Source organism: Streptomyces sp. NBC_01723 (assembly GCF_036246005.1).
GTDB lineage: Bacteria > Actinomycetota > Actinomycetes > Streptomycetales > Streptomycetaceae > Streptomyces.
On the sequence record NZ_CP109171.1, the window covers coordinates 2,432,726 to 2,458,255 of the forward strand.

23 protein-coding genes are annotated in these 25,530 nt (G+C 71.0%); 9 read left to right on the top strand and 14 right to left on the bottom strand.

Features of this window, described 5'->3' with window-relative positions; translation table 11 throughout:
• The first annotated feature begins 20 nt into the window (after positions 1-20).
• The 6 genes from OIE75_RS11435 to OIE75_RS11460 all read left to right on the top strand — a co-directional run bounded on the left by OIE75_RS11435 (position 21) and on the right by OIE75_RS11460 (position 8,021).
• Positions 21-992: a hypothetical protein gene (locus OIE75_RS11435; protein ID WP_329470638.1), complete on the top strand. Its 972-nt coding sequence runs from the start codon at positions 21-23 to the stop codon at positions 990-992.
• A 98-nt stretch (positions 993-1,090) separates the two neighbouring features.
• Entirely contained in the window at positions 1,091-2,200 is a 1,110-nt protein-coding gene (chvE, locus tag OIE75_RS11440) for a multiple monosaccharide ABC transporter substrate-binding protein (RefSeq protein WP_307011810.1), read from the top strand.
• 32 nt (positions 2,201-2,232) lie between these two features.
• Positions 2,233-3,792 (top strand): multiple monosaccharide ABC transporter ATP-binding protein, encoded by a 1,560-nt coding sequence (gene mmsA, locus OIE75_RS11445; RefSeq protein ID WP_307011811.1) that lies wholly within the window; start codon positions 2,233-2,235, stop codon positions 3,790-3,792.
• Positions 3,789-5,033 (top strand): multiple monosaccharide ABC transporter permease, encoded by a 1,245-nt coding sequence (gene mmsB, locus OIE75_RS11450; protein ID WP_307011813.1) that lies wholly within the window; start codon positions 3,789-3,791, stop codon positions 5,031-5,033. Before mmsA ends, mmsB begins: the two co-directional genes overlap by 4 nt.
• A gap of 111 nt (positions 5,034-5,144) precedes the next feature.
• Positions 5,145-6,293, top strand: coding sequence for an aldose epimerase family protein (locus OIE75_RS11455; RefSeq protein ID WP_329470639.1), 1,149 nt, complete (start codon positions 5,145-5,147; stop codon positions 6,291-6,293).
• Between the two features lie 102 nt (positions 6,294-6,395).
• Positions 6,396-8,021 carry a pyridoxal phosphate-dependent aminotransferase gene (locus tag OIE75_RS11460; RefSeq protein ID WP_329470641.1) on the top strand — a complete coding sequence of 542 codons (1,626 nt, stop codon included), beginning with the start codon at positions 6,396-6,398 and terminating at the stop codon, positions 8,019-8,021.
• 20 nt (positions 8,022-8,041) lie between these two features.
• Here the strand turns inward: OIE75_RS11460 and OIE75_RS11465 are convergent, their stop codons facing one another.
• From OIE75_RS11465 to OIE75_RS11530, 14 genes are read right to left on the bottom strand one after another with little or no spacing between them, the layout of a single operon-like run.
• Positions 8,042-9,310 (bottom strand): lytic transglycosylase domain-containing protein, encoded by a 1,269-nt coding sequence (locus OIE75_RS11465; protein WP_329470642.1) that lies wholly within the window; start codon positions 9,308-9,310, stop codon positions 8,042-8,044.
• 49 nt (positions 9,311-9,359) lie between these two features.
• A complete protein-coding gene (locus OIE75_RS11470; RefSeq protein WP_329470643.1) occupies positions 9,360-10,106 on the bottom strand; it encodes a hypothetical protein in 747 nt (248 codons plus the stop codon).
• Between the two features lie 48 nt (positions 10,107-10,154).
• Positions 10,155-10,703 carry a nuclear transport factor 2 family protein gene (locus OIE75_RS11475; RefSeq protein ID WP_307011822.1) on the bottom strand — a complete coding sequence of 183 codons (549 nt, stop codon included), beginning with the start codon at positions 10,701-10,703 and terminating at the stop codon, positions 10,155-10,157.
• Positions 10,704-10,726: 23 nt separating this feature from the next.
• Positions 10,727-11,407 carry a hypothetical protein gene (locus tag OIE75_RS11480; protein ID WP_329470644.1) on the bottom strand — a complete coding sequence of 227 codons (681 nt, stop codon included), beginning with the start codon at positions 11,405-11,407 and terminating at the stop codon, positions 10,727-10,729.
• Positions 11,404-11,919, bottom strand: a complete 516-nt coding sequence (locus tag OIE75_RS11485) for a hypothetical protein (protein ID WP_329470646.1) — start codon at positions 11,917-11,919, stop codon at positions 11,404-11,406. Before OIE75_RS11485 ends, OIE75_RS11480 begins: the two co-directional genes overlap by 4 nt.
• Positions 11,916-13,196 carry an MlaD family protein gene (locus OIE75_RS11490; protein ID WP_329470648.1) on the bottom strand — a complete coding sequence of 427 codons (1,281 nt, stop codon included), beginning with the start codon at positions 13,194-13,196 and terminating at the stop codon, positions 11,916-11,918. Before OIE75_RS11490 ends, OIE75_RS11485 begins: the two co-directional genes overlap by 4 nt.
• Positions 13,193-14,353: an MCE family protein gene (locus OIE75_RS11495; protein ID WP_307011831.1), complete on the bottom strand. Its 1,161-nt coding sequence runs from the start codon at positions 14,351-14,353 to the stop codon at positions 13,193-13,195. Before OIE75_RS11495 ends, OIE75_RS11490 begins: the two co-directional genes overlap by 4 nt.
• Positions 14,350-15,372: an MCE family protein gene (locus OIE75_RS11500; RefSeq protein ID WP_329470652.1), complete on the bottom strand. Its 1,023-nt coding sequence runs from the start codon at positions 15,370-15,372 to the stop codon at positions 14,350-14,352. Before OIE75_RS11500 ends, OIE75_RS11495 begins: the two co-directional genes overlap by 4 nt.
• Entirely contained in the window at positions 15,372-16,412 is a 1,041-nt protein-coding gene (locus OIE75_RS11505; RefSeq protein WP_329470654.1) for an MCE family protein, read from the bottom strand. The genes OIE75_RS11500 and OIE75_RS11505 overlap by 1 nt, the downstream gene beginning before the upstream one ends.
• Positions 16,409-17,473 carry an MlaD family protein gene (locus OIE75_RS11510; protein WP_329470656.1) on the bottom strand — a complete coding sequence of 355 codons (1,065 nt, stop codon included), beginning with the start codon at positions 17,471-17,473 and terminating at the stop codon, positions 16,409-16,411. The genes OIE75_RS11505 and OIE75_RS11510 overlap by 4 nt, the downstream gene beginning before the upstream one ends.
• Positions 17,470-18,726, bottom strand: a complete 1,257-nt coding sequence (locus OIE75_RS11515; protein WP_122620286.1) for an MCE family protein — start codon at positions 18,724-18,726, stop codon at positions 17,470-17,472. Before OIE75_RS11515 ends, OIE75_RS11510 begins: the two co-directional genes overlap by 4 nt.
• 1 nt (position 18,727) lies before the next feature.
• The gene (locus OIE75_RS11520; protein WP_122620285.1) at positions 18,728-19,534 is read right to left on the bottom strand and encodes an MlaE family ABC transporter permease; all 807 of its coding nucleotides are present in this window, start codon (positions 19,532-19,534) and stop codon (positions 18,728-18,730) included.
• A gap of 3 nt (positions 19,535-19,537) precedes the next feature.
• Positions 19,538-20,302 (bottom strand): MlaE family ABC transporter permease, encoded by a 765-nt coding sequence (locus OIE75_RS11525; protein WP_064727728.1) that lies wholly within the window; start codon positions 20,300-20,302, stop codon positions 19,538-19,540.
• Complete coding sequence (locus OIE75_RS11530; RefSeq protein ID WP_307011839.1) at positions 20,299-21,309, bottom strand: ABC transporter ATP-binding protein; 1,011 nt, start codon at positions 21,307-21,309, stop codon at positions 20,299-20,301. Before OIE75_RS11530 ends, OIE75_RS11525 begins: the two co-directional genes overlap by 4 nt.
• A gap of 653 nt (positions 21,310-21,962) precedes the next feature.
• Between OIE75_RS11530 and OIE75_RS11535 the strand changes: the two genes are divergently transcribed.
• The 3 genes from OIE75_RS11535 (at position 21,963) to OIE75_RS11545 (ending at position 25,362) form a co-directional block, all read left to right on the top strand.
• Entirely contained in the window at positions 21,963-22,604 is a 642-nt protein-coding gene (locus tag OIE75_RS11535) for a hypothetical protein (RefSeq protein ID WP_307011841.1), read from the top strand.
• A 125-nt stretch (positions 22,605-22,729) separates the two neighbouring features.
• Complete coding sequence (locus OIE75_RS11540) at positions 22,730-24,373, top strand: DUF6801 domain-containing protein (RefSeq protein WP_329470660.1); 1,644 nt, start codon at positions 22,730-22,732, stop codon at positions 24,371-24,373.
• 47 nt (positions 24,374-24,420) lie between these two features.
• A complete protein-coding gene (locus OIE75_RS11545) occupies positions 24,421-25,362 on the top strand; it encodes a hypothetical protein (RefSeq protein WP_307011845.1) in 942 nt (313 codons plus the stop codon).
• The last annotated feature ends 168 nt before the right edge of the window (positions 25,363-25,530 follow it).

The following is a 25,530-nucleotide window of genomic DNA, read 5'->3' on the forward strand; positions in this document are numbered from 1 at the left end:
TCGAACACTAAGGACAGCTTGTGACCGACGCTTCCGCCCCGGCCTCCGTACGCAGGCCAGGTGAGCCGGCGCTCACCGCTCTCGGGCTGGCCGCGCCCGCCTCCGATCCCGCCGACGCCTCGCCGCACTCCTTCCCGGACGGTGGCCGCTGGCGCACCGAGATCCCTTCCTGCGAGGGGCCGGAGGCGCTGGCGGTGGTGCTGAAGGAGTCCTCGCGGCTGGACGTGCCGATCCACCGGATCAGCCAGGGCAGCGGTGTGTGGATGCTGACCGACGCCGAGATCACGGAGATGGTCGAGGCCACCGCCGAACGCGACATCGAGCTCTGCCTGTTCACCGGCCCGCGCGGCACCTGGGACATCGGCGGCTCCACCCGCACCGACTCGGGCGGGGCGGGACTCAGGGCGCGCGGCCACGACGCGGTCGCCGGCTGCGTCGAGGACGCCGTCCGGGCCACGGACCTGGGCGTGAAGTGCCTGCTGGTCGCCGACGAGGGCGTGCTGTGGACGCTGCACCGGGCGCGGGCGGCCGGTCTCGTGCCCGCCGACACCACGCTCAAGCTCTCCGCGCTCGTCGGCCCGGTCAACCCGGCCTCGTACGCGGTCTACGAGCGGCTCGGCGCCGACTCCATCAACGTGCCCAGCGATCTGACGCCGGATCATCTGTCCGAAATACGGCGGGTTTCGGCCGCGCCGATGGACCTGTACATCGAGGCCCCCGACGACCTGGGCGGCTATGTGCGCATGTACGAGATCGCCGAGCTGATCCGGCGCGGCGCCCCGCTGTATCTGAAGTTCGGCCTCGCCAAGGCGCCCGGAATCTACCCGTACGGCCACCACCTGCGCGAACTGACGCTGGCCACCGCCAAGGAGCGGGTGCGGCGCGGGCGCCTCGCCCTCGACCTGCTCGCCCGGCACGGGGCGGACGGGGCGATGGCGCCGCTCGGCTCGCGGCTGCCCGGCCCGCTCAACCGGTTCGAGATCTCGTCATAACGTTCCGGAAACTCCCTTCTCAAAAGAAGACACAGCCGCGCACAATCCCACACACCTGCTCTCGGACCGAGCCCTGACCCACATCGAGGATGATGACCATGCGCAACCGCAGAGCCGCACTCGCCGCCATAGCCTCCGCCGCCTCCCTCGCCCTGACACTGACCGCCTGCGGCCAGAACAGCGAGGGTGGCAGCGAGGAGGACAAGGGCGGCGCCGACGGCGCCACCGTAGGCATCGCGATGCCGACCAAGTCCTCCGAGCGCTGGATCACCGACGGCGCCAACGTCGAGAAGGAACTGAAGGCCAAGGGGTTCGAGACCAAGCTCGTCTTCGGCGAGGACGACCCGGACCAGCAGGTCTCGCAGCTCGAGAACATGATCACGCAGGGCGTGGACGCGCTGATCGTGGCCGCGATCGACAACAAGTCCCTGGGCAACGTCATGCAGCAGGCCAAGGACGCCGACATCCCCGTCATCTCCTACGACCGGCTGATCCTCGGCACGGAGAACGTCGACTACTACGCCTCGTTCGACAACGAGAAGGTCGGCGAACTGCAGGGCGGTTACATCGTCGACAAGCTCGGTCTGAAGGAGGGCAAGAAGGGCCCCTTCAACATCGAGCTGTTCGCCGGCTCCAACGACGACAACAACACCAGGTACTTCTTCCAGGGCGCGATGAACGCCCTGAAGCCCTACATGGAGAAGGGCCAGTTGGTCGTACGGTCCAAGCAGACCGACCTCAACCAGGTCACCACCCTGCGCTGGGACGGCGGCACCGCGCAGAAGCGCATGGACGACCTGCTCACCTCCAGCTACCGCAGCGCCCGGGTCGACGCGGTGCTCTCGCCGTACGACGGCATCTCCATCGGCATCCTGTCCGCCCTGAAGTCGGACGGCTACGGCTCCGGCAGCAAGCCCATGCCCGTCGTCACCGGCCAGGACGCCGAGATCGCCTCGGTGAAGTCGATCAAGTCGGGCCAGCAGACCCAGACCGTCTTCAAGGACCTGCGCGAGCTGGCCAAGGTCGCCTCGAACATGGTCGAAGCGGTACTGAACGACAAGAAGCCCGAGGTCAACGACACCAAGTCCTACGACAACGGATCCAAGGTCGTCCCCGCCTACCTGCTCGAGCCGGTCAGCGTCGACAAGACCAACTACGAGAAGGTCCTCGTCGACGGCGGCTACTACAGCGCGGACGACCTCAAGTAACCGGGCTCCCTCAAGGATTGGAAGGCACGACCATGGCGGGACCCGTCCTGGAAATGCGCTCGATCGTCAAGACCTTTCCCGGTGTCAAAGCGCTGTCGGACGTCACGCTCACCGTTCGCCAGGGCGAGGTCCACGCCATCTGCGGGGAGAACGGCGCCGGCAAGTCGACCCTGATGAAGGTGCTCTCCGGCGTCCATCCGCACGGCAGTTACGAAGGGGACGTCCTCTTCGAGGGCGACACCTGCCGGTTCAAGGACATCCGGGCGAGTGAACAGCACGGCATCGTGATCATCCACCAGGAGCTGGCGCTGGTGCCGTATCTGTCCATCGCGGAGAACATCTTCCTCGGCAACGAGCACGCCAAGCGCGGCCTGATCAACTGGAACGACACCCTCAGGCACGCCGCCGAGCTGCTGCGCCGGGTCGGTCTGGACGAGCACCCGGAGACCCGGGTCGCCGACATCGGGGTGGGCAAGCAGCAGCTCGTGGAGATCGCCAAGGCGCTGTCCAAGAAGGTGAAGCTGCTCATCCTCGACGAGCCGACGGCAGCGCTCAACGACGAGGACAGCGGCAAACTCCTCGACCTGATCCTCCAGTTGAAGGAACAGGGCATCACCGCGATCATCATCTCGCACAAGCTGAACGAGATCCGCCGGGTGGCCGACTCGGTCACGATCCTGCGCGACGGGCGCTCCATCGAGACGCTCGACGTGAAGGCGGCCGAGACGACCGAGGACCGGATCATCAGCGGGATGGTCGGCCGCGACCTGGAGAACCGCTTCCCGGACCGGACGCCGCACCATCCCGAAGAGGGGGCCGCGCCCGCCCTGGAGATCCGCAACTGGACCGTGCACCACCCCATCGACCAGCAGCGCAAGGTGGTCGACGACGTCTCCATCCAGGTCCGGCGCGGCGAGATCGTCGGCATCGCCGGGCTCATGGGCGCCGGCCGCACCGAGCTGGCGATGAGCGTCTTCGGCCGCACCTACGGCCGGCACGCGGCCGGCACCGTCCTCAGGGACGGCACCGAGATACGTACGAAGACCGTCCCCGAGGCGGTGAAGCACGGCATCGCGTACGTCACCGAGGACCGCAAGCACTACGGCCTCAACCTCATCGACACCATCAACCGGAACATCTCGCTGACCGCTCTCGGCAAGGTCTCCAAGCGGGGTGTCGTCGACGAGCACGGCGAGCGGCAGGTCGCCGAGGGCTACCGCAAGTCCATGAACATCAAGGCGCCGACCGTCTTCGAGCCGGTGGGCAAGCTGTCCGGCGGCAACCAGCAGAAGGTCGTCCTCAGCAAGTGGATCTTCGCGGGTCCCGAGGTGCTGATCCTGGACGAGCCCACCCGCGGCATCGACGTGGGCGCCAAGTACGAGATCTACACGGTCATCGACCGACTGGCCGCCCAGGGCAAGGCGGTCGTCTTCATCTCCTCCGAGCTGCCGGAGCTGCTCGGCATGTGCGACCGCATCTACACGATGGCCGCGGGACGGCTGACGGGTGAGTTCTCGCGGGCCGAGGCCTCGCAGGAAGCGCTGATGCGTCGGATGACGAAGGACAAGACGGACAAAGAGGTAACGCGATGAGCACGGACGTGACCGCCAAGACCCCGGCCCCCGCGCCGCCCGGCAAGGGCGGATCAGCCGCCGGCGACGGCCTGTTGCGGCTGATGCTCGACGGCATGCGCCGCAACATGCGGCAGTACGGCATGCTGATGGCGCTCGGCCTGATCGTGGCGCTGTTCGCCGTGTGGTCCGACGGCGACCTGCTGCTGCCGCGCAACGTGTCCAACCTGGTGCTGCAGAACAGCTACATCCTGATCCTCGCGATCGGCATGATGCTCGTCATCATCGCGGGCCACATCGACCTGTCGGTCGGCTCGCTGACGGCGTTCATCGGCGCGATGGCCGCCGTGCTCATGGTCGACAACGATCTGCCGTGGCCGCTCGCGGTGGTGCTCTGTCTCGCCATCGGCGCGGCGGCGGGGGCGACGCAAGGGTTCTTCATCGCCTATCTCGGCATACCGTCCTTCATCGTGACCCTCGCGGGCATGCTGCTCTTCCGCGGTCTGACGGAGATCTTCCTGAAGGGCCAGACGCTCGGCCCGTTCCCGAAGGACCTCCAGAAGATCGCCAACGGGTTCCTGCCCGAGGTCGGTCCGAACACCAACTACCACAACCTGACGCTGCTCCTGGGCTTCACCCTGATCGCCTTCGTCATCTACCAGGAGGTCCGCGACCGCCGGCGGCAGCAGGAGTTCTCCCTCGACGTGCCGCCGGCCAAGCTGTTCCTGCTCAAGGTGGTCGCGCTGGTCGCCGCCGTCCTCGTCGTCACGCTGCTGCTCGCCAGCTACAAGGGCGCGCCGGTGGTGCTCCTCATCCTGGGCGTGCTGGTCGTCGGCTTCGGCTACCTGATGCGCAACGCGATCCTCGGCCGCCACATCTACGCCATCGGCGGCAACCTGCCCGCCGCCAAGCTCTCCGGCGTGAAGGACAAGAAGGTCACCTTCCTGGTCTTCCTGAACATGGGCATGCTCGCGGCGCTGGCCGGTCTGGTCTTCGCCGCCCGTTTCAACGCGGCCTCCCCCAAGGCCGGCCTCAACTTCGAACTGGAGGCCATCGCCGCCTCGTTCATCGGCGGTGCGTCGATGAGCGGCGGCGTCGGCACGGTCCTCGGCGCGATCATCGGCGGTCTCGTCCTGGGCGTGCTGAACAACGGCATGAACCTCGTCGGGATCGGCACCGACTGGCAGCAGGTCATCAAGGGCGCGGTGCTGCTGGCCGCGGTCGGGTTCGACGTGTGGAACAAGCGGCGGGTCGGTTCTTAGAGAGGCGGTCCATTCGGACCGTACGGAGACCGCGGTCCGGTGGTGACCGGTCGCGCAGTTCGCCGCGCCCCTGAAGGAGCGCTTCCATCAACCCACTCGAGGAGTTGCCATATGGAACTGAACAGGCGCACGGTCATCGCCGGCGCGGCCGCAGCCGGTCTCACCGCCGCCACCCTCGGCGGCACCGCACACGCCACGGGAGGCTCGAAGCCGGTGAAGGAACTCTTCGGCAGGCTCGCCGACGGGACGAAGGTGTACCGCTGGTCGCTGGAGAACGGCGGCACCCGGATGAAGGTGCTCTCCTACGGCGGGGCCGTCCAGTCGCTGGAGATCCCCGACCGCCGGGGCCGCCACGCGAACGTCTCCCTGGGCTTCGACAACCTCGACGACTACGTGGCTTCCAGCCCCTACTTCGGCGCCCTGATCGGCCGTTACGGCAACCGCATCGGCAAGGGCCGCTTCACCCTGGACGGCGAGGAGTACCAACTCTCCGTCAACGACGGCGAGCACAGCCTGCACGGCGGCGCGCGAGGCTTCGACAAGCGGGTGTGGGACGTCGAGCCGTTCACCGAGGGCCCCGACGTCGGCCTGGTGCTGCACTACACCGGCGTCGACGGCGAGATGGGCTACCCGGGCACGCTCCGGGCACGGGTGACGTACACGCTCACCCGGCGCGGGGACTGGCGCGTCGACTACGCGGCCACCACCGACCGGGCCACCGTCGTCAACCTCACCAGCCACGTCTACTGGAACCTGGCCGGTGAGGGCAGCGGCACGGTCGAGGACCACGAGCTGTCGATCGCCGCCTCCCGCTACACGCCCACCGACGCGGGCCTGATCCCGACCGGTGAACTGGCGCGGGTGTCCGGGACGCCCTTCGACTTCCGCCGGGGCAAGCCCGTGGGCCGGGACATCCGGGACAACCATCCGCAGCTGGTCACCGCCAAGGGCTTCGACCACAACTGGGTGCTGGACAAGGGCGTCACCGACCGCCCCGAGCACGTCGCCACCCTGCGCGACCCCGCCTCGGGCCGCACCCTGCGCATCGCCACCGACCAGCCCGGCCTCCAGTTCTACTCGGGCAACTTCCTGGACGGCACCCTGACCGGGACGGGCGGCGCGCTCTACCGCCAGGGCGACGCCCTGTGCCTGGAGACGCAGCACTTCCCGGACTCGCCGAACCAGCCGTCGTTCCCGTCGACGGTGCTGCGGCCCGGACAGACGTACCGGACCTCGACGGTGCACTCGTTCGGCGCGTGAGGGCACACTTTCTTCACACGCGTTGAACGACGCCCCTCCCGCCTCCGTATGTAAGGGCGGCCCGCATCTCCCCGCGCGGGCCGCCCACTTACGGAGGTCCCCTTGTCCGGCAACGTCACCTCGCTGTTCCGCAGCACCGCGGCGCACAGCCCGTCGATGGCTGCGCTGACGCGGGAGGGCGGGGACGAGGCGGGCGCCGGCCCGGTGGACTTCTGCATACCGTGCAATCCGTACTTCCCCACCCCGGCGATGTTCGACGAGATGGCCGTCCGGCTGCGGGACATCATCACGTACTACCCGAGCAGCGCCGACACCATCACCGCCGAACTGTGCAGCCTGCTCCAGCTTCCGCCGCAGTGCGTGGCGATGGGCAACGGCTCCACGGAGCTGATCACCTGGATCGACCACCTGCTGGTGCGGGAGTCCCTCGCCGTCCCCGTCCCCACCTTCGGCCGCTGGACCGACCAGCCCATGGAGACCGGCAAGCGGGTCGACATGTTCCCGCTCCAGGAGGCCGGCGGCTTCGCCCTCGACCTCGCCCGGTACGCCGAGTTCATCCGGGCCCGCGGCACCCGGGTCGCCGTCGTCTGCAACCCCAACAACCCCGACGGCGGCTATCTGCACAAGCAGGCGCTGGTGCAGTTCATGGACGCGATGGCGGACCGGGACCTGGTCGTCGTCGACGAGTCGTTCCTGGAGTTCGCCGACGCGGAGGCGGAACCCAGTGTGGTCCAGGAGGCGATGCTGCGCCCCAACGTCGTCGTGCTGCGCAGCCTCGGCAAGAACTTCGGCCTGCACGGCATCCGCTTCGGCTACCTGGTCGCCAACCCGGCGCTCGCGGGCCGGGTGCGCGCCATGCTCCCCAAGTGGAACCTCAACTCCTTCGCGGAGCACGTGGTGTTCATGCTCCGCGACCACGGCGCCGAGTACGCGCAGAGCCTGCACCAGGTCCGCCGCGACCGGCTGGAGATGGCCGGCCAGCTGTCCGCGCTGCCCGGACTGACCGTCTACCCCTCCCAGGGCAACTTCCTCTTCGTGCGCCTCCCGGTGGGCGCGGAGGGCACCGTCGTCCGGGACCGCATGCTCACCGAGCACCGGGTCCTGGTCCGTGAGTGCGGCAACAAGATCGGTTCGTCCAGCCGCTTCCTGCGGCTCGTGGTGCGCCCCCAGGTGGACGTACGTCGCCTGGTGTCCGGCCTGGAACAGGTGCTCTACGGGTCCAGGAGGGGAGCCGCCGTGCCCGAGCCGGCCACAGGGACCGGCTACAGCTCGGGCACGGCGGCGGTGGACCGCCTGATGACCCAGACCAACGGGGCCGGCATGCGGGCGATCGCCGCCCAGGCCGCCGGTGCCGGTGTCCCGGGGATCGCCGCCGCTCCGGCCGCCGGCACCGGCATGCCGCTCCCCGCCGCGGTGGCCCCTCAGGTGCCGCCCCCGGCGCCGGTCCCCCAGCCGGCGCCGTACCCCGGGCCGGTGCCGGTCCCCCAGCCGGCACCGGTCCCCCAGCCCATGCCCGCACCGGCCCCGGCGCCCGCGCCCATGCCGATGCCCGCGCCCGCCCCGGCGGCGGCCGCGGCCGCGGCACCCTACCCGCCCGTGGGTCCCACCCCGCCCGGCGTCCCCGCCCACGGTGGCCTCACGGCCGCCCAGGTCAGGGGCACCAACGGACTGGAGTCGGTCCCGGCGACGGGCTGGCCGAACGCCGCCGGGATGGGCCGGGCGGGCTGAGCGCCGGGCAGCGTCGGCCGCTACCCCTCCGTCGAAGTGGCCGAGGTGGGCGAGGCGGTGGACGGGGCCGGGCAGGGTGAGCCGGTCGGGGTGGCCGTGGGGTCGGGCGACGGACTACCCGGTTCCGGTGAGCAGTCGTCCGTCGCGGTCGGCGAAGGGCTCGGGTCGGTCGGGTCCGGCGACGGTGACGGGTTCCCGGTGGGGCTCTCGGTGGGTGTCCCCGTGGGCGGCGTGGAGGGCCCCTGGCTCGTCGGGGGCCTCGTCGGGGTGGAGGGGCGGCCCGACGGTGCGGGCCGGGAGGGGGAGGGCTCGGCGCCGCCCGGGGTCGTGGTCGGGTCCGGGCCGACGACGATGCCGTCGTCCTCGCCGCCGCCCTCGCCGTCCCCGCCGTCCCCGCCGTCCAGGGGGGCGGTCGCCGGGGTGTCGCCGCCCGCACCGGGACTCCTGGGGACGACGCCCTCGCCGTCGGGCACGGTGTGGACGCCCCGGCTGTAGAACTCCAGCCAGTACCTGACCAGTTGAAGGTAGGAGCGGGAGTTGTTGTAGCTGAGGACCGCCCGGTCCAGGTCCGCCGCCCGGCCCAGGTCCCGGTCGCCCGCACACAGGTAGTGTCCGGCCGCCAGGGCCGCGTCGAAGACGTTGTTCGGGTCGGCGCGGCCGTCATCGTTGCCGTCCGCACCCCAACGGGCCCAGGTGGAGGGCAGGAACTGCATCGGGCCCACCGCCCGGTCGTAGACCGTGTCGCCGTCGTGGGCGCCCCCGTCCGTGTCCCGGATCAGGGCGAAGCCCCGGCCGTTCAGCGGCGGCCCGGTGATGCGGCTCAGCGTCGTGCCCTTCCGGTCGACCGCGCCGCCGCGCGCCTGGCCGGACTCGACCTTGCCGATCGCCGCGAGCAGTTCCCAGGGCAGCCGGCAGCCGGGGTCCGTCCTGCCGACGGAGGACCCGGCGGCGCGGTAGGCGCGCAGCACGGTGGCGGGGATGCCGGACTGGGCGCGGATCGCCCGCCCGAGCACCGGTGGGAGCGGGGTGCCGTGACGCGTCGTCAGGGGCGGGAGTTCGGTGTGGTAGGAGCCGTCGCCGGGTGGCGCGAGGGCGGCGAACGGGCCGCCCGGCGGCGAGAGGCTCAGGTCGTCGGCGGCCGGTCCGGCGTGGGTGTCCTTCGCATCCCCGGTGAGTCCTGGGGCCTGGGAGGCGGTGAGGGCCGCCATGGCCGCCACGGCGAGGGCGGTGGTGCGCAGTCTCCTGCGGCTCCGGCCGGCGTACCGGTGCCGGGCACGGCGTACGGACATGGTCGTCACTCCTGTCGGATCCGTCGGAGACGTTGTGGGAGGGCGGGCCTCAGCGGCCGAAGGTGTCGAGGGCGGAGACCAGCCAGCGTCCGTCGCGGTGCACGACGTCGACGGCGAGCATGGCCGCCGCGTACACGCCCTGGTCCTCGGCGGCGTCCTTCCCCTGGCCGGCCTTCTCGCCCGCCTTGGTGCCGGTGGTGGCGACACTGCTCTGGTCGGCGTAGACGAGGACCCGGGCCCGGTCGCCGTCGATCCGTTCGACCGCGCTCTCGGTGACCGTCGTGGTGATCACCGCCTTCTGCCGGTCGGCCCGTTCGCGGACGTCGGCGAGCAGCTCCCGGTGCTGGGCGAGGGCCTTGCCCGTCAGAAGGTCCCGGGCCGCCTTGTCGAGGGCGCCGGGGTCGGCGTGGTCGTAGGAGAAGAGCCGGTCGACGGCCTTGGTCGTCTGTCCCTTGATCTCGCTGGTGCGGGCGAGGTCGGTCAGCGCGGTGTTGCCGCGCGCGGGCTCGTCCCGGAGCGCCCCGGCCTCCGCGTGCGCCCAGCCCGCGAAGACGCCGAGGAGCACCGTCAGCGCGCAGAGCAGCACCAGGCCCAGTGGCCGGCGCCGTCCGGCCGGGGTGGGCTTCGCCCGCTCGGCCTCGGCGGCGGCCGGCCTCGGCTTCGGCTTCCGCGCGGAGGGCGGCGGCGCTTCGGCGGCCTCCGGGGACGTCAGGACGGCCGTGCCACCGGAGGTGGGCCGGGTCTCGCGGGCCTGGCGGCGCCGCTGGCGGTTGATGTGGTGACGGGTCGTCGACATGTGCGGTGTCCTCCTCGCTGCGGCCGGCTTCTGCGGGTACGGGACCGGTCAGCCGGCCGGCGCGCCGCCCACGGGTGCCTGGCCCAGGGCGCTCAGCTTCCACCGGCCGTCGGTCCGGGTGAGTTCGCCGAGCATGCGGCTGTCCTTGTCGGACTTCGATCCGTCGGACGCCTTGACGGTGACGCGCAGGGCGACCAGCACACGCGCACGGCCGGCGCGGTCGTCGAGTTCGGTGACGGCGCCCGAGAGCACCCTGGCCGTGCTGACCGTCTTCGCCTCCTTCACCTGGTCGGCGAACTCCGCCCGGCCGGAGGCCAGTTGTTCGTGCAGCTCGCCGGTGGTCGACGACTCCCAGAGGTCCAGGCCCCGCTGCAGCTCGCGGTGGTCGAGCGTGTTGAGGTTCTGCACGGCCTGCTCCCCGGCGCTGAGCGCCGCGTCCCGCTGCTCGGCGTAGGCGGCCTGCTCGTCGTGGGCCGCCCCGTACCAGTCCTGGCCCGCCCACGCCGCGAAGCCGCCCGCGACGAGGGTGAGCGCGAGGGCCAGGGCCGGCAGCGGCCGGAGGCGGAGTGCGGTGCGGACGCGGGCCGCGCGTTTCATGGGTACTCCCGTCTGCCGCATGTTCAGCGGGCCTTGAGGTCGACGATCCGCCAGCGGTCGTCCTGGAGCCGTGCCGTGACCGTGAGTTGGGCCGCGGCGGTGGTGGTCGCGTCCTTGGCCTCGTCCTCGGCGTTGTTTTTGGTGTCGTCCTTGGCGCTTCCGCGTCGGGAGGTCTGGTCGAGGAAGACCAGCAGGCGGGCCTCGTCGCCGTCGAGTTCGATCACTCCGGTGCGGACGGCCCGGGTGCTCAGGGTGACGCGCTGTTCGGTGAGGTCGTCGCGGACCCGGGCGAAGAGGGTTTCGTACTGGCGGGCGGCGCGGCCGTCGAGCACGGTGCGTGCGGAGCGCTCGGCGGCCGCGGTGCCGTCCGGTGTGTAGGAGAAGATCCGGGCGAGGGCGTTGCCCACGTCGCCGGCGACGCGGGAGGTGGCCTCGGTGTCGGTGAGCGCGTGGTTGCGGGCGGGCGCGGCCGACCTCACCTGGTGGGCCGCGTAGAAGAAGCCGCAGCCGCCGAGGACGAGGACGGCGGCTGCCGCGGTCGGCACGGCCCGCCGCAGGCGCCCGCCCGGCGGCCGCCCGGCGGGGACGTCGCCGCGCGCGTCCGCGGGGTCGGTGCCGGTGGCGCGTTCCGCCTCCGGGGCCGGGCCGGTGTCCGTGCCGGGCTCCGGTGCACCGCCCCTGCCCAGCAGCCACGTCGGCGTCATCGCTCCTCGCCCTCCTTCTCCCCCTCGACCGGTACGGCGCTCAGCGCTCGCACCTTCCACTCCCCCTCGCCGGTGCGGGCCAGGACCGCCTCCAGGCGCTTGCGGTCGGTGGCCGGCCTCTTCGTCGTGGCGGGCGTGACCTCGACGCGGACCGTGGCGATGAGCTTGGCCGTGCCGGACCGGGTGTCGAGCGCGGTGACGGCGGCCTCGGTGACCGTGGCGCGCGCCGAGGAGCCCGCGGCGGGCTCGGTGTCGCCGAGTTCCTCGCGCAGCGGCCCGGTGGAGACGGCGCGCCAGTCCCGGATGCTGCGCTCCGCCCGCTGCCGGGTGGAGGCGTCGAGCGTGGTGAGTACGGCGATGCCCTCGCGGCCGTCGGCGAGCGCCTCGTCCCGCTCCCTGCCGTACGCGAGCGAGTCGTCGGTGCGCGCCTGGGCGTACGTCCAGGCACCGGTGGCGCAGACGCCGAGGGCCAGGGCGAGCGCCGCTCCGGTGAGGATCCGCGCCCGCCTCACCGCGCACCGCCGGTGGCCGGGGTGAGGAGCGCGGACAGGTCGGACGGTGCCTCGCCGCTCTGTCCGGGGAGCGCGAGGGCGCCGGGGAGTGCCTCGCCGCCGCCGCTGCCCTTGGTGCCGGCGCCGCCCGAGGGCAGGGAGCCGGGCCGGGCGGGTTCGGGTACCGCGCCGCCCTTCGGGGCGTTCCCCGAGCCGCGCACGTTGGACCCGCCGGAGGCCGGGGCGGTGCAGGCCGCGTCGGTGTTGAGGGCGGGCGCGGTGCCGAGGTCGAGGCCGTTGCGGTAGCGCGTGCCGCCGTATCCGTCGGTGCAGGGCAGGGGGGTGAAGAAGGTGACGGCCATGCCGAGGTTCAGCTTCCCTCCGTCGACGGCGGTGGCACCGGCGGAGACGGCCGCCGGGTACTTCACGAGGAGTTCCTCGATGCCGCGCTGCCGGGTGACGGCGACCTCGGAGGTGGTGAGGAGGTTGGCGAGGACGACGCCCAGGCTCGGGTCGAGGTCCCGCAGTAGGCCGCTGACCTGGGTGGCGGCTTCGGGGGTGACCGCGAGGAGGCGGCGCAGGTCGGCGTCCGAGCCCTTGAGGGCGGCGGCCAGTTCCTCGGCTCCGACGGCGAAGCCGCGGATGGCCTCGGACTCCTCGGCCTGGGTGCGCAGGACGGTCTCGCCGTCGTTGATGAGCAGCGTGGTGGACGGCAGGGCCCGGTCGGCGGCCTCCACGAAGTCGCTGCCGCTGTCGAGCAGCACCTGGAGGTCGTCGCCGTGCCCCTCGAATGCCTTGCCGAACTCGTCGACGACCGTGCGCAGATCCTCCAGCGGGACGGAGCCCACGAGGTCGTCGACGCTGGTGAGGACGTCGGTGACGGGTGCGGGCACCTGGGTGTCGGCCTGTTCGACGCGGGCGCCGTCGGCCAGGTAGGGGGAGCCGTCGCTCTCGGGCCGCAGGTCGATGTACTGCTCGCCCACGGCGGAGAGCCCGGCGACCACGGCCTTGGTGTCGGCGGGGATGCGGGGCGCGGACTTCTTGATGCGCAGTTCGGCGACGACGCCCTCGGCGGTGAGGTCGATCGGGCCGACGCGGCCCACCGAGACGCCCCGGTAGGTGACGTCGGAGTGGGTGAACAGCCCGCCGGTGCGCGGTAGTTGTACGTCGACGGTGTAGTAGTCGGCGACGCCCACGTACCGGCCGAGGTCGGCGTAGCGGATGCCGAGGTAGGAGAGGGCGAGGACGGCGACGAGCAGGAAGGCGAGGTTCTTCAGCCGTACGGCGAGGGTGATCACCCGCGCTCACCTCCGGGCTCGGTCACGGAGGGCAGCGGCAGGGGTGCGGCGGACCGCTGCTCCGCCGGTGCGGAGGACCGCTTCTTCGCCGGTGTGCCCTCGGGCACGATCGGCGGGATCACCTCGGTGCCGGGCACGGCGACCATGCTCAGGTACGTGTTGAGGTAGTCGCCCTTCACACCGCGCAGCACCTCGTCGGTGAACGGGTAGGTCAGCAGCACCTGGAGCGAGTCGGGCAGGTCCGTGCCCGCGTCGGCGAGCGCCTTCAGTGTCGGCGCGACGGCCTTGAGGTCGGCGATCATGTCGTCCTTGCTCGCGTTGATCGTGGAGACGGCGACGCCGGAGAGCGTGTCGAGGGAGCGCAGCATGGTCAGCAGGGAGCCGCGCTGTTTCTCCAGCGTCTTCAGGCCGGGCGAGAGGCCGGTGAGGACGGTGCCGACGTCCTCCTTGCGGGTGGCGAGGGTGGAGGAGAGCCGGTTGACGGCGTCGAGGGCGTCGGTGATGTCGCCCCGGTGGTCGTCGAGGTCGCCGACCAGGGTGTTGACCCGCTTGAGCATGGAGCGGACCTCGGGTTCGCGGCCGCCGAGCGCCGCTCCCAGTTCCCGGGTGATGGTCTTGAGCTGGCTGACGCCGCCGCCGTTGAGCAGCAGGGACAGCGCGCCGAACACCTCTTCGACCTCGGTGTTGCGCCCGGTGCGGGCCAGCGGGATGACGCTTCCGTCCTCGAGGGGGCCGGCGCCGGTGTCCTCGGCGGGTGCGACGAGCTGGACGTACTTCTCTCCCAGCAGGCTGGACTGTTCGAGCCGCGCGGTGGTGTCGGCGGGCAGCCGCACCTCGCCGTTGATCTCCATGGTGACGCGGGCCGACCAGTCGTCCTCGCCGAGTTCGATGCCGGTGACCCGGCCGACGGCCACGTCGTTGACGCGCACCGCGGAGTGCGGGACCAGGCTGAGCACGTCCTGGAGTTCCGCGGTGACGGTGCGGGGGTGGTCGCCGAGGTCGGCGCCGCCGGGCAGCGGCAGGTCGTCGAGGCCGCCGAAGCCGCGGGGCACGACGGTGATCCCGCCGACGGCCAGGACGAAGCCGAGACCGAGGGCGATCAGTCCGCCCGCGGTCAGTCCGGCGGCCCGGCCGGCGGTGAGGGTGCCGCGCTTCATCGGCCGTCTCCCTTCGTCCCGTCGGTGGCGCCCGTCACGGGAAGCGGCAGCAGGGGGCCGCCGATGCTGATCTCGTTGAGGTTGGCGCGGCCGTCGAGGGTGCGGGTGTCGGGGTTGTAGGCGTTCACGACGTTGCCCGCAGCCAGTGGTGCCACGTCCAGCGCCTCGGCCAGCGAGGCCCGTTGCTCGACCAGGGTCCGGGTGATGGGGACGAGCCGGTCGACGTTCTTCTTCAGCTCGCCCCGGTTGTCCTCGATGAAGGTCTTGACCTGGCCGAGGGCCTTGCCGAGTTCCTCCAGCGCGCCGGTGAGGTCGTCCTTGTTGTCGGCGAAGAAGCCGACGACCTCGTCCAGGCGTTCCTGGGCGGTGCGCACGTCGGTGTCCTTGTCCTTCAGCATGGTGGTGAAGGTCTGGAGGCTGCTGAGCGTCTTGAACAGGTCGCCGCTGCTGCCGTCGAGGGTCTTGGCCGCCTTGCCGAACTCCTCGACGCCGGTGCCGATGGCCTCGCCGTTGCCGTCGAGGTTGGCGGCGCCGGTGCGCAGCAGTTCGGACAGGGCGCCCTCGGAGTTGGCGCCGTCCGGGCCGAGGGCGTCGCCGAGTTCGGTGATGGAGTCGTAGATCTGGTCGATCTCGACGGGGACGTGGTTGCGGGAGGCGGGCAGGACGGCGCCGTCGGCGAGGGCGGGGCCCCTGGCGTAGGCGGGGGTGAGCTGGACGTAGCGGTCGGAGACGACGCTCGGTGCGACGACGACGGCCCGCGCGCCCTCGGGGACCCGCACCCCCTCGTCCAGGCGGAGGCCGACGCGGACCGTGGTGCCCTGCGGCCGCACCGACTCCACCTCGCCGACCCGGACGCCGAGGACGCGCAGGTCGGATCCGGCGTAGACGCCGATGGCGCGGTCGAAGTAGGCGGTGAGGCGGGTGCCGTCCGCTTCGAGGGCGCGGGCGGTGACCAGTCCGGCGGCCGCGAGCACCACGAGGGCGAGCAGACCGGTGACGATCTTCCGGCGTCGGTTCATCACTCACCGCTCCCCTGGGCCGCGGCCGGCTGTTTCGGCGGCAGGCATCCGGTCTCGGGCTGGGAGGTCTCGGGCAGGTAGGCGCGGGGCACGACGCCGCACAGGTAGCTGTCGAACCAGCGGCCGTTGCCGAGGGTGTTGCCGACCAGGCGGTAGTACGGGCCGACCAGTGCGAGGGTCTTGCCGAGCTGGGTGTTGTTCTTCTCCAGGACACCGGTGACGCGGCCGAGCGCCTTGAGGGTCGGGCCGAGCTGCTTCTCGTTGTCCTTGACGAGGCCGCCGAGTTCGATGCCGAGGTCCTGGCTGCCCTTGAGCAGGGCGCTGATGGCGGCGCGGCGGTCCCGCAGTTCGCCGAGGAGTGAGCCGCCGTCCTCGATGAGGGTCTCGAAGCTGGACTTCTTGTTCTCCAGGGTGTTGGTGAACTTGGCGCTGCCCTTGAGGAGTTCGGACAGTTCCGAGTCGCGCTTGGAGACGGAGCGGGACAGGTCGGACAGGCCGGTGGCGGCCTTGCGGACGTGGGGCGGGGAGTCGGCGAAGGTGGCGGAGATAGTCTCGAAGCTCTCCGCGAGCTTCTGGGTGTCGATGTCGTCGACGGTGCCGCTGAGGTCCTGGAACGCCTGGGTGACGTCGTACGGGGAGGTGGTGCGGGTCAGCGGGATGCGCCTGCCGGGGTCCTGGCGGGCGGCGCCGAGCGGGTCGAGCGCCAGGTACTTGTCGCCGAGGACGGTCTTGATGGCGATGGCGGCCGTGGTCCGGTCGCCGAGCCAGGCGTCCTCGACCTCGAAGGTGACCTTCACCTTGGGCCCGTCGAGGGCGACGCCGGTGACCTTGCCGACCTTGACGCCGGCGATGCGCACCTCGTCGCCCTCGTCCAGGCCCGCGGCCTCGGAGAAGTCGGCGCTGTAGGAGGTGGAGCCGCCGAGCGGCAGCCGGTCCACGTTGTAGACGAGGATGGCGATCACGGCGAGGACGAGCAGTCCGACGAGGCCGACGCCGACGGGGTCGCGTTCCTTGACGGGCTTGAGGTGCGGGCGCCTCATCCGCGGCACCTCGATTCGGTGATCGCGATACCGGTAGGCGGTTCGGAGCCGTCGGAGGTGGTCACTCCGCTCACGCGGGCCTCGCAGAGGTAGAGGTTGAACCACGATCCGTAGGAGGACAGGCGCGTCAGGGCGGTCATCTTGGCGGGGGTCCGTTCGAGGAAGTCCTCGATCTGCGGGGTGTGCTCGCCGAGGTTGGCCGAGAGCCGGCCCAGTTCGCGGATGTCCTTCTTGAGGGGCTCCCGGCCGTCCTCGAAGAGGCCGGCGGTGACCGTGGTGAGTTCGCCCATGGCCGTGACGGCCTTGCCCAGGGGTTTGCGGTCCTCGTTGAAGCCGGTGACGAGTTGCTGGAGGGTGACGACGAGGTCGTCGAAGCTGTCCTCGCGGTCGTTGAGGGTGTCCAGGACGGTGGTGAGGTTCTGGACGACCTGGCCGATCACCTTGTCCTTGGCGGCGACGGTCGTCCCGAGGGAGCCGATGTGGCGGATCAGGCTGTCGACGGTGGCTCCCTCGCCCTGGAGCACCTGCACGATCGACCCGGCGAGTTCGTTGACGTCCTTCGGGGAGAGCCCCTCGAAGAGCGGCTTGAAGCCGTTGAAGAGCAGGGTCAGGTCGAGCGCGGGCGTGGTGCGGTCGAGCGGGACCGTGCCGCCCTCCGGGAGGGTGCCGGTGAGGTCGCCGCTGCCGCGGCCGAGGGCGACGTAGCGCTGGCCGACCATGTTGAGGTACTTCACGGCGGCGGTGGTCGACCGGGGCAGCGTGCGGTCCTCGCTGACGGTGAAGGTGACCTGCGCGGTGCGCCGGTGCACGACGCGTACGTCGGTCACCTCGCCGACCGGCACGCCGGAGATGCGCACGCTGTCGCCGTCCATGAGCCCGGTGACGTCGGTGAACAGGGCCTTGTAGGTCCGGGCGCCGGAGTCGGAGCCGGCACCGCCGCCGGCGACGCCGAGGCCGAGCACGGTCGTGGCGAGGGCGGTGACCACCACGAAGACGAGGGACTTGAGCAGCGGCCCGGTCAGCGGGCGGCGCCGGGTGTGCGCGCTGTCGGCACCGGTCATCGGAGCGTCACCTCCGTACCGCGGTAGACGGGGCCGACGAGCAGGCTGCTCCAGTCGGGCAGGTCTTCGGGGCTCTCGCCGGCGGCGGGGGCGAGGAGTTCGTTGACGAGGTCGTTCTCGGACGGGGAGTTGGCGGGCCCGAGGTCCTGGTCCGCCGCGGTGGACGCGGTCCGCGCGGTGGGCCGGGGCAGTGCGCCGGCGTACGGCACGGAGGGGCAGCGGGGGCCGCCGCCGGAGTCGTACACCGGGGTGTCGCGGCCGGGGCGGTAGGCGCCGCGCGAGGGGACGGTGGTGACGTCGACGTGGATGCCGGGCCGGTCGGTGCCCTTGCCGAGCGCCTTGTCCATGGCCGGGACGAACTCGGCGAGGGTGCGCAGGGTGCAGGGGAACGCCGAGGAGTACTCGGCGAGCAGTTCCAGGGTCGGCCTGCTCGTGGCGCTCAGCCGGATGATGTTGTCCTGGTTCTTGCGCAGGAAGGCGGTCACGTCCTCGGAGGTCCGGGTGGTGGCGCCGAGGGTGGCGGCGAGTTCGGCCTCCTGCTCGGCGAGGGTGCCGCTGGTGGTGGTGAAGTCGGTGAGCGCCGTGATGATGTCGGGCGCGGCGTCCGCGTAGACGTGGCTGACCTTCACGAGTTCCTTGAGGTCGCGGTTGAGGGCGGGCAGGTTGGGGTTGAACTCCTCCAGGTGCTCGTCCAGCAGGCTCAGCGTCTCGCCGAGCCGCTCGCCGCGCCCTTCCAGTGCCTGGGAGACGGCCGACAGGGTGGCGGCGAGCTTCTGCGGCTGGACGGCGGTGAGCATCGGCAGGACGTCGTCGAGCACCTGCTGGAGTTCGATGGCGTTGGCGGAGCGGTCCTGGGGGACGACGGCTCCGGCGGCCAGCGGCTCGGCCGAGGGGTTCGCGGGCGGTACGAGGGCCACGAACCGCTCGCCGAACAGGGTGGTCGGCAGCATCTGCGCGCGCACGTCGGCCGGTACGTGGTCCAGGGAGCCGGGTTTCATGGCGAGGGTGAGCCGGGCCCCGGCACCGTCGGCGTCGATGTCGCGGACCTCGCCGACGACGACGCCGCGCAGTTTCACCTCGGCGCCCGGGTGCATCTGGTTGCCGGCGCTGCCGGTCTCCACGACCACCGGATCGGACTCGGTGAACTCCTTGTCGTAGACGGCGACGGCCAGCCAGATCAGCAGGGCGGGCACCAGCAGGAACACCACCCCGGCGAACCGGTGGCCCAGCGTCTTTCCCCGCGGTCCGCTCATCTCACCCCGCCACCTTCACGGTCGTGGTCGCGCCCCACAGGGCCAGCGACAGGAAGAAGTCGGTGACGCTGATCAGCACGATGGCGTTGCGCACGGACCGGCCGACGGCGACGCCGACGCCGGCGGGACCGCCCGAGGCGCGGTAGCCGTAGTAGCAGTGGGCGACGATCACCATCACGCTGAAGATCAGCACCTTCAGTACGGAGAGCAGCACGTCCGTCGGGGAGAGGAAGAGGTTGAAGTAGTGGTCGTACGTCCCGCGCGACTGCCCGTTGAACAGGACGGTCACGTAGCGGGAGGCGAGGTAGGAGGAGAGCAGCCCGATCGCGTAGAGCGGGACGATGGCGACCACGCCGGCGATGATGCGGGTGGTGACCAGGTAGGGCATGGAGCGGATGCCCATGCCCTCCAGGGCGTCGACCTCCTCGTTGATGCGCATGGCGCCGAGCTGGGCGGTGAAGCCCGCCCCGACGGTCGCGGAGAGGGCGAGTCCGGCGACGAGGGGCGCGATCTCGCGGGTGTTGAAGTAGGCGGAGACGAATCCGGTGAACGCGGCGGTGCCGATCTGGTCGAGGGCCGCGTAGCCCTGGAGTCCGACGACGGTCCCGGTGAAGAGCGTCATCGCGATCATCACGCCGATGGTGCCGCCGATGACGCCGAGGCCGCCGGAGCCGAAGGCCACCTCGGCGAGGAGGCGCTGCACCTCCTTGAGGTAGCGGCGCAGGGTCCGCGGTATCCACAGCAGGGCCCGTACGTAGAACAGCAGTTGGTCGCCGGACCGGTCGAGCCAGACGAGCGGGGAGGCCATCGGTCAGCCTCCCTTCGGCGGGACGATCTGGAGGTAGACGGCCGTCATCACCATGTTGACGAAGAAGAGCAGGAGGAAGGTGATGACGACGGACTGGTTGACGGCGTCGCCGACGCCCTTGGGGCCGCCGCGCGGGTTGAGGCCGCGGTAGGCGGCGACGATGCCCGCGATGAACCCGAAGACCAGCGCCTTGAGTTCGCTGACGTACAGGTCGGGCAGCTGGGCGAGGGCGGAGAAGCTGGAGAGGTAGGCGCCGGGGGTGCCGCCCTGCATGACGACGTTGAAGAAGTAGCCGCCGAGGATGCCGACGACGGAGACCAGGCCGTTGAGCAGGACCGCCACGCCCATGGCGGCCAGGACCCGGGGCACCACGAGTCGCTGCACCGGCGAGACGCCCATGACCTCCATGGCGTCGAGTTCCTCGCGGATCTTGCGGGAGCCGAGGTCGGCGCAGATGGCCGAGCCGCCGGCGCCGGCGATCAGCAGGGCCACGATGAGCGGGCTCGCCTGCTGGACGACGGCGAGGACGCTGGCGCCCCCGGTGAACGACTGGGCTCCCAGCTGCTCGGTGAGCGAGCCGACCTGGAGGGCGATGACGGCGCCGAAGGGGATCGACACGAGGGCGGCGGGCAGGATGGTCACACTCGCGACGAACCAGAACTGCTCGACGAACTCGCGGAACTGGAAGGGCCGTCGGAAGACGGCCCGGACGACCTCGGCGGCGAGCGCGAAGAGCCGGCCGGTCTGCCGCAGCGCGCCGGTGATCACGCGCCGCTCCCGGCGGCGGGCATCGGCAGGGTGGCCGCCTCGGAGTCCTTCGCGTAGGTCTCCCGGATGGCGGACCGCGCGGCGGGCGGCAGCGTGTCGATCATGCCCATGACACGCTGACGTCGTCGGGCGACGGCCTTGCGCGGCGGCAGGCCGGGCGACGGTTCGAGCTGCGGGACGATCACCCGGGGCGCGGCGGGGACGCCGGAGGCGGCACCCGCCTCGGCGGCGAGCGTGGCCGCGTCCTTCTCCTCGGACATCCCGATGGGGCCCTCGCGCCGGCCGCCGAGGAACTGGGACACGACCGGCTCGTCGCTGGTGAGCAGCACCTCGCGCGGGCCGAAGGTGACCAGCTCGCGCAGGAAGAGCATCCCCATGTTGTCGGGGACGGTGGCGGCGATGTCGAGGTTGTGGGTGACGATCAGCATCGTCGCGTCGAGCTGCGCGTTCAGGTCGATCAGCAGTTGGGAGACGTAGGCGGTGCGGACCGGGTCGAGCCCGGAGTCCGGTTCGTCGCACAGGATGATCTGCGGGTCGAGGACGAGCGCGCGGGCCAGTCCGGCGCGCTTGCGCATGCCTCCGCTGATCTCCCCGGGAAGCTTTCCCTCCGCGCCCAGCAGCCCGACGACCTCGATCCGCTCCATGACGATGCGACGGATCTCGGACTCCTTCTTGCGGGTGTGTTCGCGCAGCGGGAAGGCGATGTTGTCGAAAAGGGACATGGACCCGAAGAGGGCACCGTCCTGGAACATGAGACCGAAGAGTTTCCGGGTCTCGTAGACGTCTCTTTCCGGACTGTTCACCATGTCCACTCCGTTGATGAGGACACGGCCCTTCTCGGGTTTGAGCAGTCCTATGAGCGACTTCAGGAAAACGGTCTTACCAGTTCCGGACGGGCCCAGCATCACACTGACCTCGCCGGCCGGAAGAGTGAGTGATACGTCCCGCCAGATGCTCTGCTTACCGAAGGACTTGGTCAGACCCTCGACCACTACTTCGATTCCCATATCACCTCCAGCGGACGTCAATCGGATACGCGCTGCGGGCGCACGTTAATTCGGCGCGGAGCGCACTGACAACGGGTCGGCACCGGATCTCCGGCCGCCCTGGCGAACTTGTCACCGCGCAGACAACACGGCGGCCCCGCACTTGTCTCCGGGGAGACAGGGCAGGGTCGCGCGGTTCCGGGGGGTGTGGCCCCGCGGGACCCTGCCGACGGGCACCCGGACCCGATGGAGGGAGGGCCGAAAAGTGTCCGTCATGGCTCCGGCCGACGGGGGCCACCGACCTGGAACCGAGCACCACACCGGCACGTTACGGCCGAGTAACCTCGGCGGGCAACACCGGAATCGGAGTTTTCCGGGATGCCGACTTCGGCCATCCGGAACCTGTCAGGCAGGACACAAAAACCGCTCGGAAACTTGTCGGCCGGTGAGCATCAGGACCCGATGGGAGCGACACCGCCGTGAACAGCCCGTACGCCGTTCACATTTCCCGGACTTGGCGCCACGTGAGCAAGGAGAAGCGCGGATCACTCACCCCGGAAACAGGTGGTCCCACTTTTAAAAGAATCATGGACTACCGCATTGTTCGGCTAAGTTTCCCGCGAGTAACGTCAGGCCCGTCTTCGCCGGTCAACCCTCAAGGAGAGTCCCGAGCCATGAAGAAGAACACGAGAAGGTCGGCCATCGTGGTCTGCGCGGCCGCGTCGGCGCTGGGCCTCGCCGTCGGCCCGTCCTCGGCGGTGCCCTCCACGGTGTGGACCGTCACCCCCTCGCCGGCCGCGTTCAAGGCCACGAACGTCGGCAACATCGTGCTGACCGCCACGATCCCGATGACCTGCACGGTCTCGGGAGCGGAGGGCACGATGAACAGCACCACCGGCAACCCCGGGGACGTCGCCGACATCACCACCATGACCTTCGGCTCGTCCGGTTCACCGTGCACCAGTGTCCTGGGCAACGTCACCACCACCTCGGTCACCCCCTGGGACGTCGTCGCGGTGGACTACAACGCCTCGACGGGCGTCACCAAGGGCCACGTCGGCAACGTCAAGGCGCAGGTCACCGCCGGCGCCTGCAAGTTCACGGTGGTGGGCAAGGCCTCGGCCACCTACACCAACTCCACCGGTGTGCTCGCGGTCAACAGCGTCGTGGGCGACCTGTCGGTCAGCAGCAGCCCGGCGCCGGTCAACTGCGGCTCCGTGGTCACCACGGCCACCAAGCCGACCTTCAAGGGCAACTACGCCGTCAAGGTCAAGAGCACCAACGCCATCCCGACGATCGTCGGCTCCAACCCGTAGGCCACCGCCGCCCCTCACGTCCGCCCGGCCGGCACCCCGGCCGGGCGTTCGCGGGCCCGAGCCATCCGCCCCTGCGCGACCATGCCCGACCGCCCACGCTGCCCGAGCCATCCGAGCGGAGTCGCATGAAAGCCCAACGAGCAGCCGTACCCCGGCCGCCCCGGGTCCGTGCCCGGACCACGTCGATCGCCGCGTTCGTCGTGCTCGCCGCCCTGATCCCGACCACGGCCTCCGCCTCGGGCACCCAGGAGATCGAGGTCGAACTCCCCTACGTCTGCACCCTCCCGTCGGGGCAACTGCCCACGACGGTACGGATATCGGCGGAGTTCCCGGAACGGGCCGACGCGGGCGAGACCTTCTCGCCGTCCGGCGTCACCACCACCGTCGAACTCCCGGCGGAGGCCGTCGCGGACCTCACCGGGCGCGGCGCGGCCCAGGTGCGGGCGGCGACCCGGCTGGCGGTGGGCGTCGCCCAGAACGAGGCGACGGCGAAGGCGACCTGGCGAGGCGGCGCCGAGCCCGTCGCGCTGCCCGGGTCGGGGCCGTTGACGCTGGTCTCGAAGGGCGACGTCCCCTCGGTGGCCGGCCGGGGCGACGGAGACCTGACGTTCACGGCGGGCACCCTCGCCGTCGACCTGGCCCTCGACGCGGCGGACCCGGCCGCCACGGACCCGGCCGACCCACGGCACGCTGCCACCGGCCCCGACGCCGGCTCCGACTCCGGCTCCGACTCGCTCACCGTCGGCTGCACCCTCGCCGAGGACGCGCCCGACCAGGGGCTGCTGGCCACCGTGCGGGTCGGTGCGGACGGTTCTCCGAGCCCGAGCGGTTCACCGTCCGGTCCGGACGGGGCCTCCCGCACCCCGGACCGGGAGGCGCAGGGGCACGGACAGGAGGAGCGGCAGGGAGACCGGTCGCCCGAGGTGCTGGAGACGCCGCCCGGCGCCGCCCCGGACCGCGACGACGTGCCGCCGTGCCGCTACGACGAGCAGCACCCGCCCACGGACGTGTCGCTCAACGCCTACGTCACCGGCTACGCCAACGTGAACAAGATGAAGGGCGCCGCCTACCTCCCGCCGTCCTGCCTGCTGATCGAGCAGGGGATCCCCGTGGACGGCCCGCCCGACCCGGAACACATCATCTTCGACACGGTGTCGTGGGCGAACTTCCACTACCAGGGGCGCAAGGAGACACCGCCGTTCCCGAGCACCTTCCTGTCCTTCGACTTCGCGCCGGTCAGGGCCACGATGGTGCTGGAGCAGACCGGGCCCATCCGGATCGACTCGCGGATCAAATTGCGCCTGTCCGACTTCACCACGGTCACGGACACCTACGTCCGGGCGCCGCTGGTCGTGCACGTGACCGATCTGGAGGTCAACGGGACGCCCCTGGACGTCGGCCCCGACTGCCGGACCGAGACGTCCCTCACCTCCGCCGACCCGGATCCGGCCAATCATCCCGGTGACCACCTGGTGCTCTACGGCCGCGGCGAGCAGATCCTCGGCCAGGAGGCCACCGGCTACCTGCTGCTGAGCGGCGGCACGCTGTCCGGCGAGACGAGCATCCCGGCCTTCACCGGCTGCGGCACGGCGGACGGCGAGGATCTCGACCGTCTGCTCACCGCCTCCGTCTCCGGCCCCGGCAACCACATCAAGCAGGTCCAGGGCCAGACGTGCGCGATCGCCGCCCCCGTCTTCCCGACCCCCGAGACCCCTGGCCAGTGCACGGAAGACCTCCAGCCCTACGAGATCCCCGTCGCCGAGCGCTGAGCCCTCCCGTCCCTGCCACCTCCCCACTTCCAAGGAAGGCCACCACCATGCGTCCGACCTCCGCCCGCACCCGACTCGCCACCGTCTCCGCGCTGACCGCCTTCGGCGCCTTCGCCTCCCTGGGCACGGCGACGGCCGCCGACCCCTCGCTGAACGGCGAGTGGGCCCCCTTCACCCGCTGCCCCGTCGACGCCCCGGCGATGCTGGCCGCCGACGGCGTCGAGAAGACCCCGCAGTGTGTGGTGTCCACCTCCGCCAGCGGCTCCATCAAACTGGGCAACACCACGGTGGTCACGGGCCGGACCAACCTGCAGATCGGCGTCGTGCAGAACGCGGACGGCACCAGCGCGGTCGTCGCCCCGGCCTCCGGCGCGCTCGTCGCCGAGCCCGCCTCCGTGCCCGGCGGACTGCTCGGCCTGATGTGCCCGAGCGACATATTCGTGATCACGGGCATCTGCCAGTCCCTGGAGAACTCCAGCCTCAACAAGATCACCGCGACCATGGAGTCCGTCGGCTCGCCCTACGCGTTCGACCAGACCGCGGGTGTCCTCACCGACATGCCGATCGTCGCCCTGCCGGTCCGCATCCACCTGGAGAACCCGCTGCTCGGCGACAAGTGCTACATCGGGTCCGCCGCCAAACCGATCGTCCTGCGGCCGGAGAACCGCAACTTCCCGGACTTCGGGATGTCCTTCTTCCAGGGTGACGGCACTCCGGACGAGGCCGGCGAGATGAGCCGGATCAACCTCACCGGCGCCACCCAGAACGACAGCACCTTCGCGGTGCCCGGCGCCACCGGCTGCGGCCTGAACGTCGGCCTGATCAACGCGGCGGTCAACGCGAAGACCGGACTGCCCTCCGCCGCCGGGAACAACAGCCTGACCCTCGCCAACACCCAGACCCACCTCACCGGTCTCAACGCGCCCGGAACCGTCGTCCCCGACGCCGGCCGGGTACTGGCCGAGAACTGGCACTCCGCCGTCAAGTAACGGCCACGGGCCCACACAACAGTGGCACGATTACTCCCCAAGAGATGTACATCACATCGAAGTTGATTTACCGTCGGCTAGCCAAGCCGGTGAACGCCTGGTGGACCGGCCAGGTTCCACCCCACGCGAAACGGAGCCCGGCCGGCCATCCCACCGGACATGTCGCAG

What these genes read in the sequence shown, in the direction of transcription:
- OIE75_RS11470 (WP_329470643.1), bottom strand. Translation starts at nt 10,106, where the DNA reads ATGTCGACGACCCGTCACCACATCAACCGCCAGCGGCGCCGCCAGGCC.
- OIE75_RS11520 (WP_122620285.1), bottom strand. Translation starts at nt 19,534, where the DNA reads ATGGCCTCCCCGCTCGTCTGGCTCGACCGGTCCGGCGACCAACTGCTG.
- OIE75_RS11530 (WP_307011839.1), bottom strand. Translation starts at nt 21,309, where the DNA reads ATGGGAATCGAAGTAGTGGTCGAGGGTCTGACCAAGTCCTTCGGTAAG.
- OIE75_RS11465 (WP_329470642.1), bottom strand. Translation starts at nt 9,310, where the DNA reads ATGTCCGTACGCCGTGCCCGGCACCGGTACGCCGGCCGGAGCCGCAGG.
- OIE75_RS11545 (WP_307011845.1), top strand. Translation starts at nt 24,421, where the DNA reads ATGCGTCCGACCTCCGCCCGCACCCGACTCGCCACCGTCTCCGCGCTG.
- OIE75_RS11480 (WP_329470644.1), bottom strand. Translation starts at nt 11,407, where the DNA reads ATGACGCCGACGTGGCTGCTGGGCAGGGGCGGTGCACCGGAGCCCGGC.
- OIE75_RS11540 (WP_329470660.1), top strand. Translation starts at nt 22,730, where the DNA reads ATGAAAGCCCAACGAGCAGCCGTACCCCGGCCGCCCCGGGTCCGTGCC.
- OIE75_RS11510 (WP_329470656.1), bottom strand. Translation starts at nt 17,473, where the DNA reads ATGACCGGTGCCGACAGCGCGCACACCCGGCGCCGCCCGCTGACCGGG.
- OIE75_RS11475 (WP_307011822.1), bottom strand. Translation starts at nt 10,703, where the DNA reads ATGAAACGCGCGGCCCGCGTCCGCACCGCACTCCGCCTCCGGCCGCTG.
- OIE75_RS11455 (WP_329470639.1), top strand. Translation starts at nt 5,145, where the DNA reads ATGGAACTGAACAGGCGCACGGTCATCGCCGGCGCGGCCGCAGCCGGT.
- chvE (WP_307011810.1), top strand. Translation starts at nt 1,091, where the DNA reads ATGCGCAACCGCAGAGCCGCACTCGCCGCCATAGCCTCCGCCGCCTCC.
- OIE75_RS11500 (WP_329470652.1), bottom strand. Translation starts at nt 15,372, where the DNA reads ATGAACCGACGCCGGAAGATCGTCACCGGTCTGCTCGCCCTCGTGGTG.
- OIE75_RS11515 (WP_122620286.1), bottom strand. Translation starts at nt 18,726, where the DNA reads ATGAGCGGACCGCGGGGAAAGACGCTGGGCCACCGGTTCGCCGGGGTG.
- OIE75_RS11495 (WP_307011831.1), bottom strand. Translation starts at nt 14,353, where the DNA reads ATGAAGCGCGGCACCCTCACCGCCGGCCGGGCCGCCGGACTGACCGCG.
- OIE75_RS11505 (WP_329470654.1), bottom strand. Translation starts at nt 16,412, where the DNA reads ATGAGGCGCCCGCACCTCAAGCCCGTCAAGGAACGCGACCCCGTCGGC.
- OIE75_RS11535 (WP_307011841.1), top strand. Translation starts at nt 21,963, where the DNA reads ATGAAGAAGAACACGAGAAGGTCGGCCATCGTGGTCTGCGCGGCCGCG.
- mmsB (WP_307011813.1), top strand. Translation starts at nt 3,789, where the DNA reads ATGAGCACGGACGTGACCGCCAAGACCCCGGCCCCCGCGCCGCCCGGC.
- mmsA (WP_307011811.1), top strand. Translation starts at nt 2,233, where the DNA reads ATGGCGGGACCCGTCCTGGAAATGCGCTCGATCGTCAAGACCTTTCCC.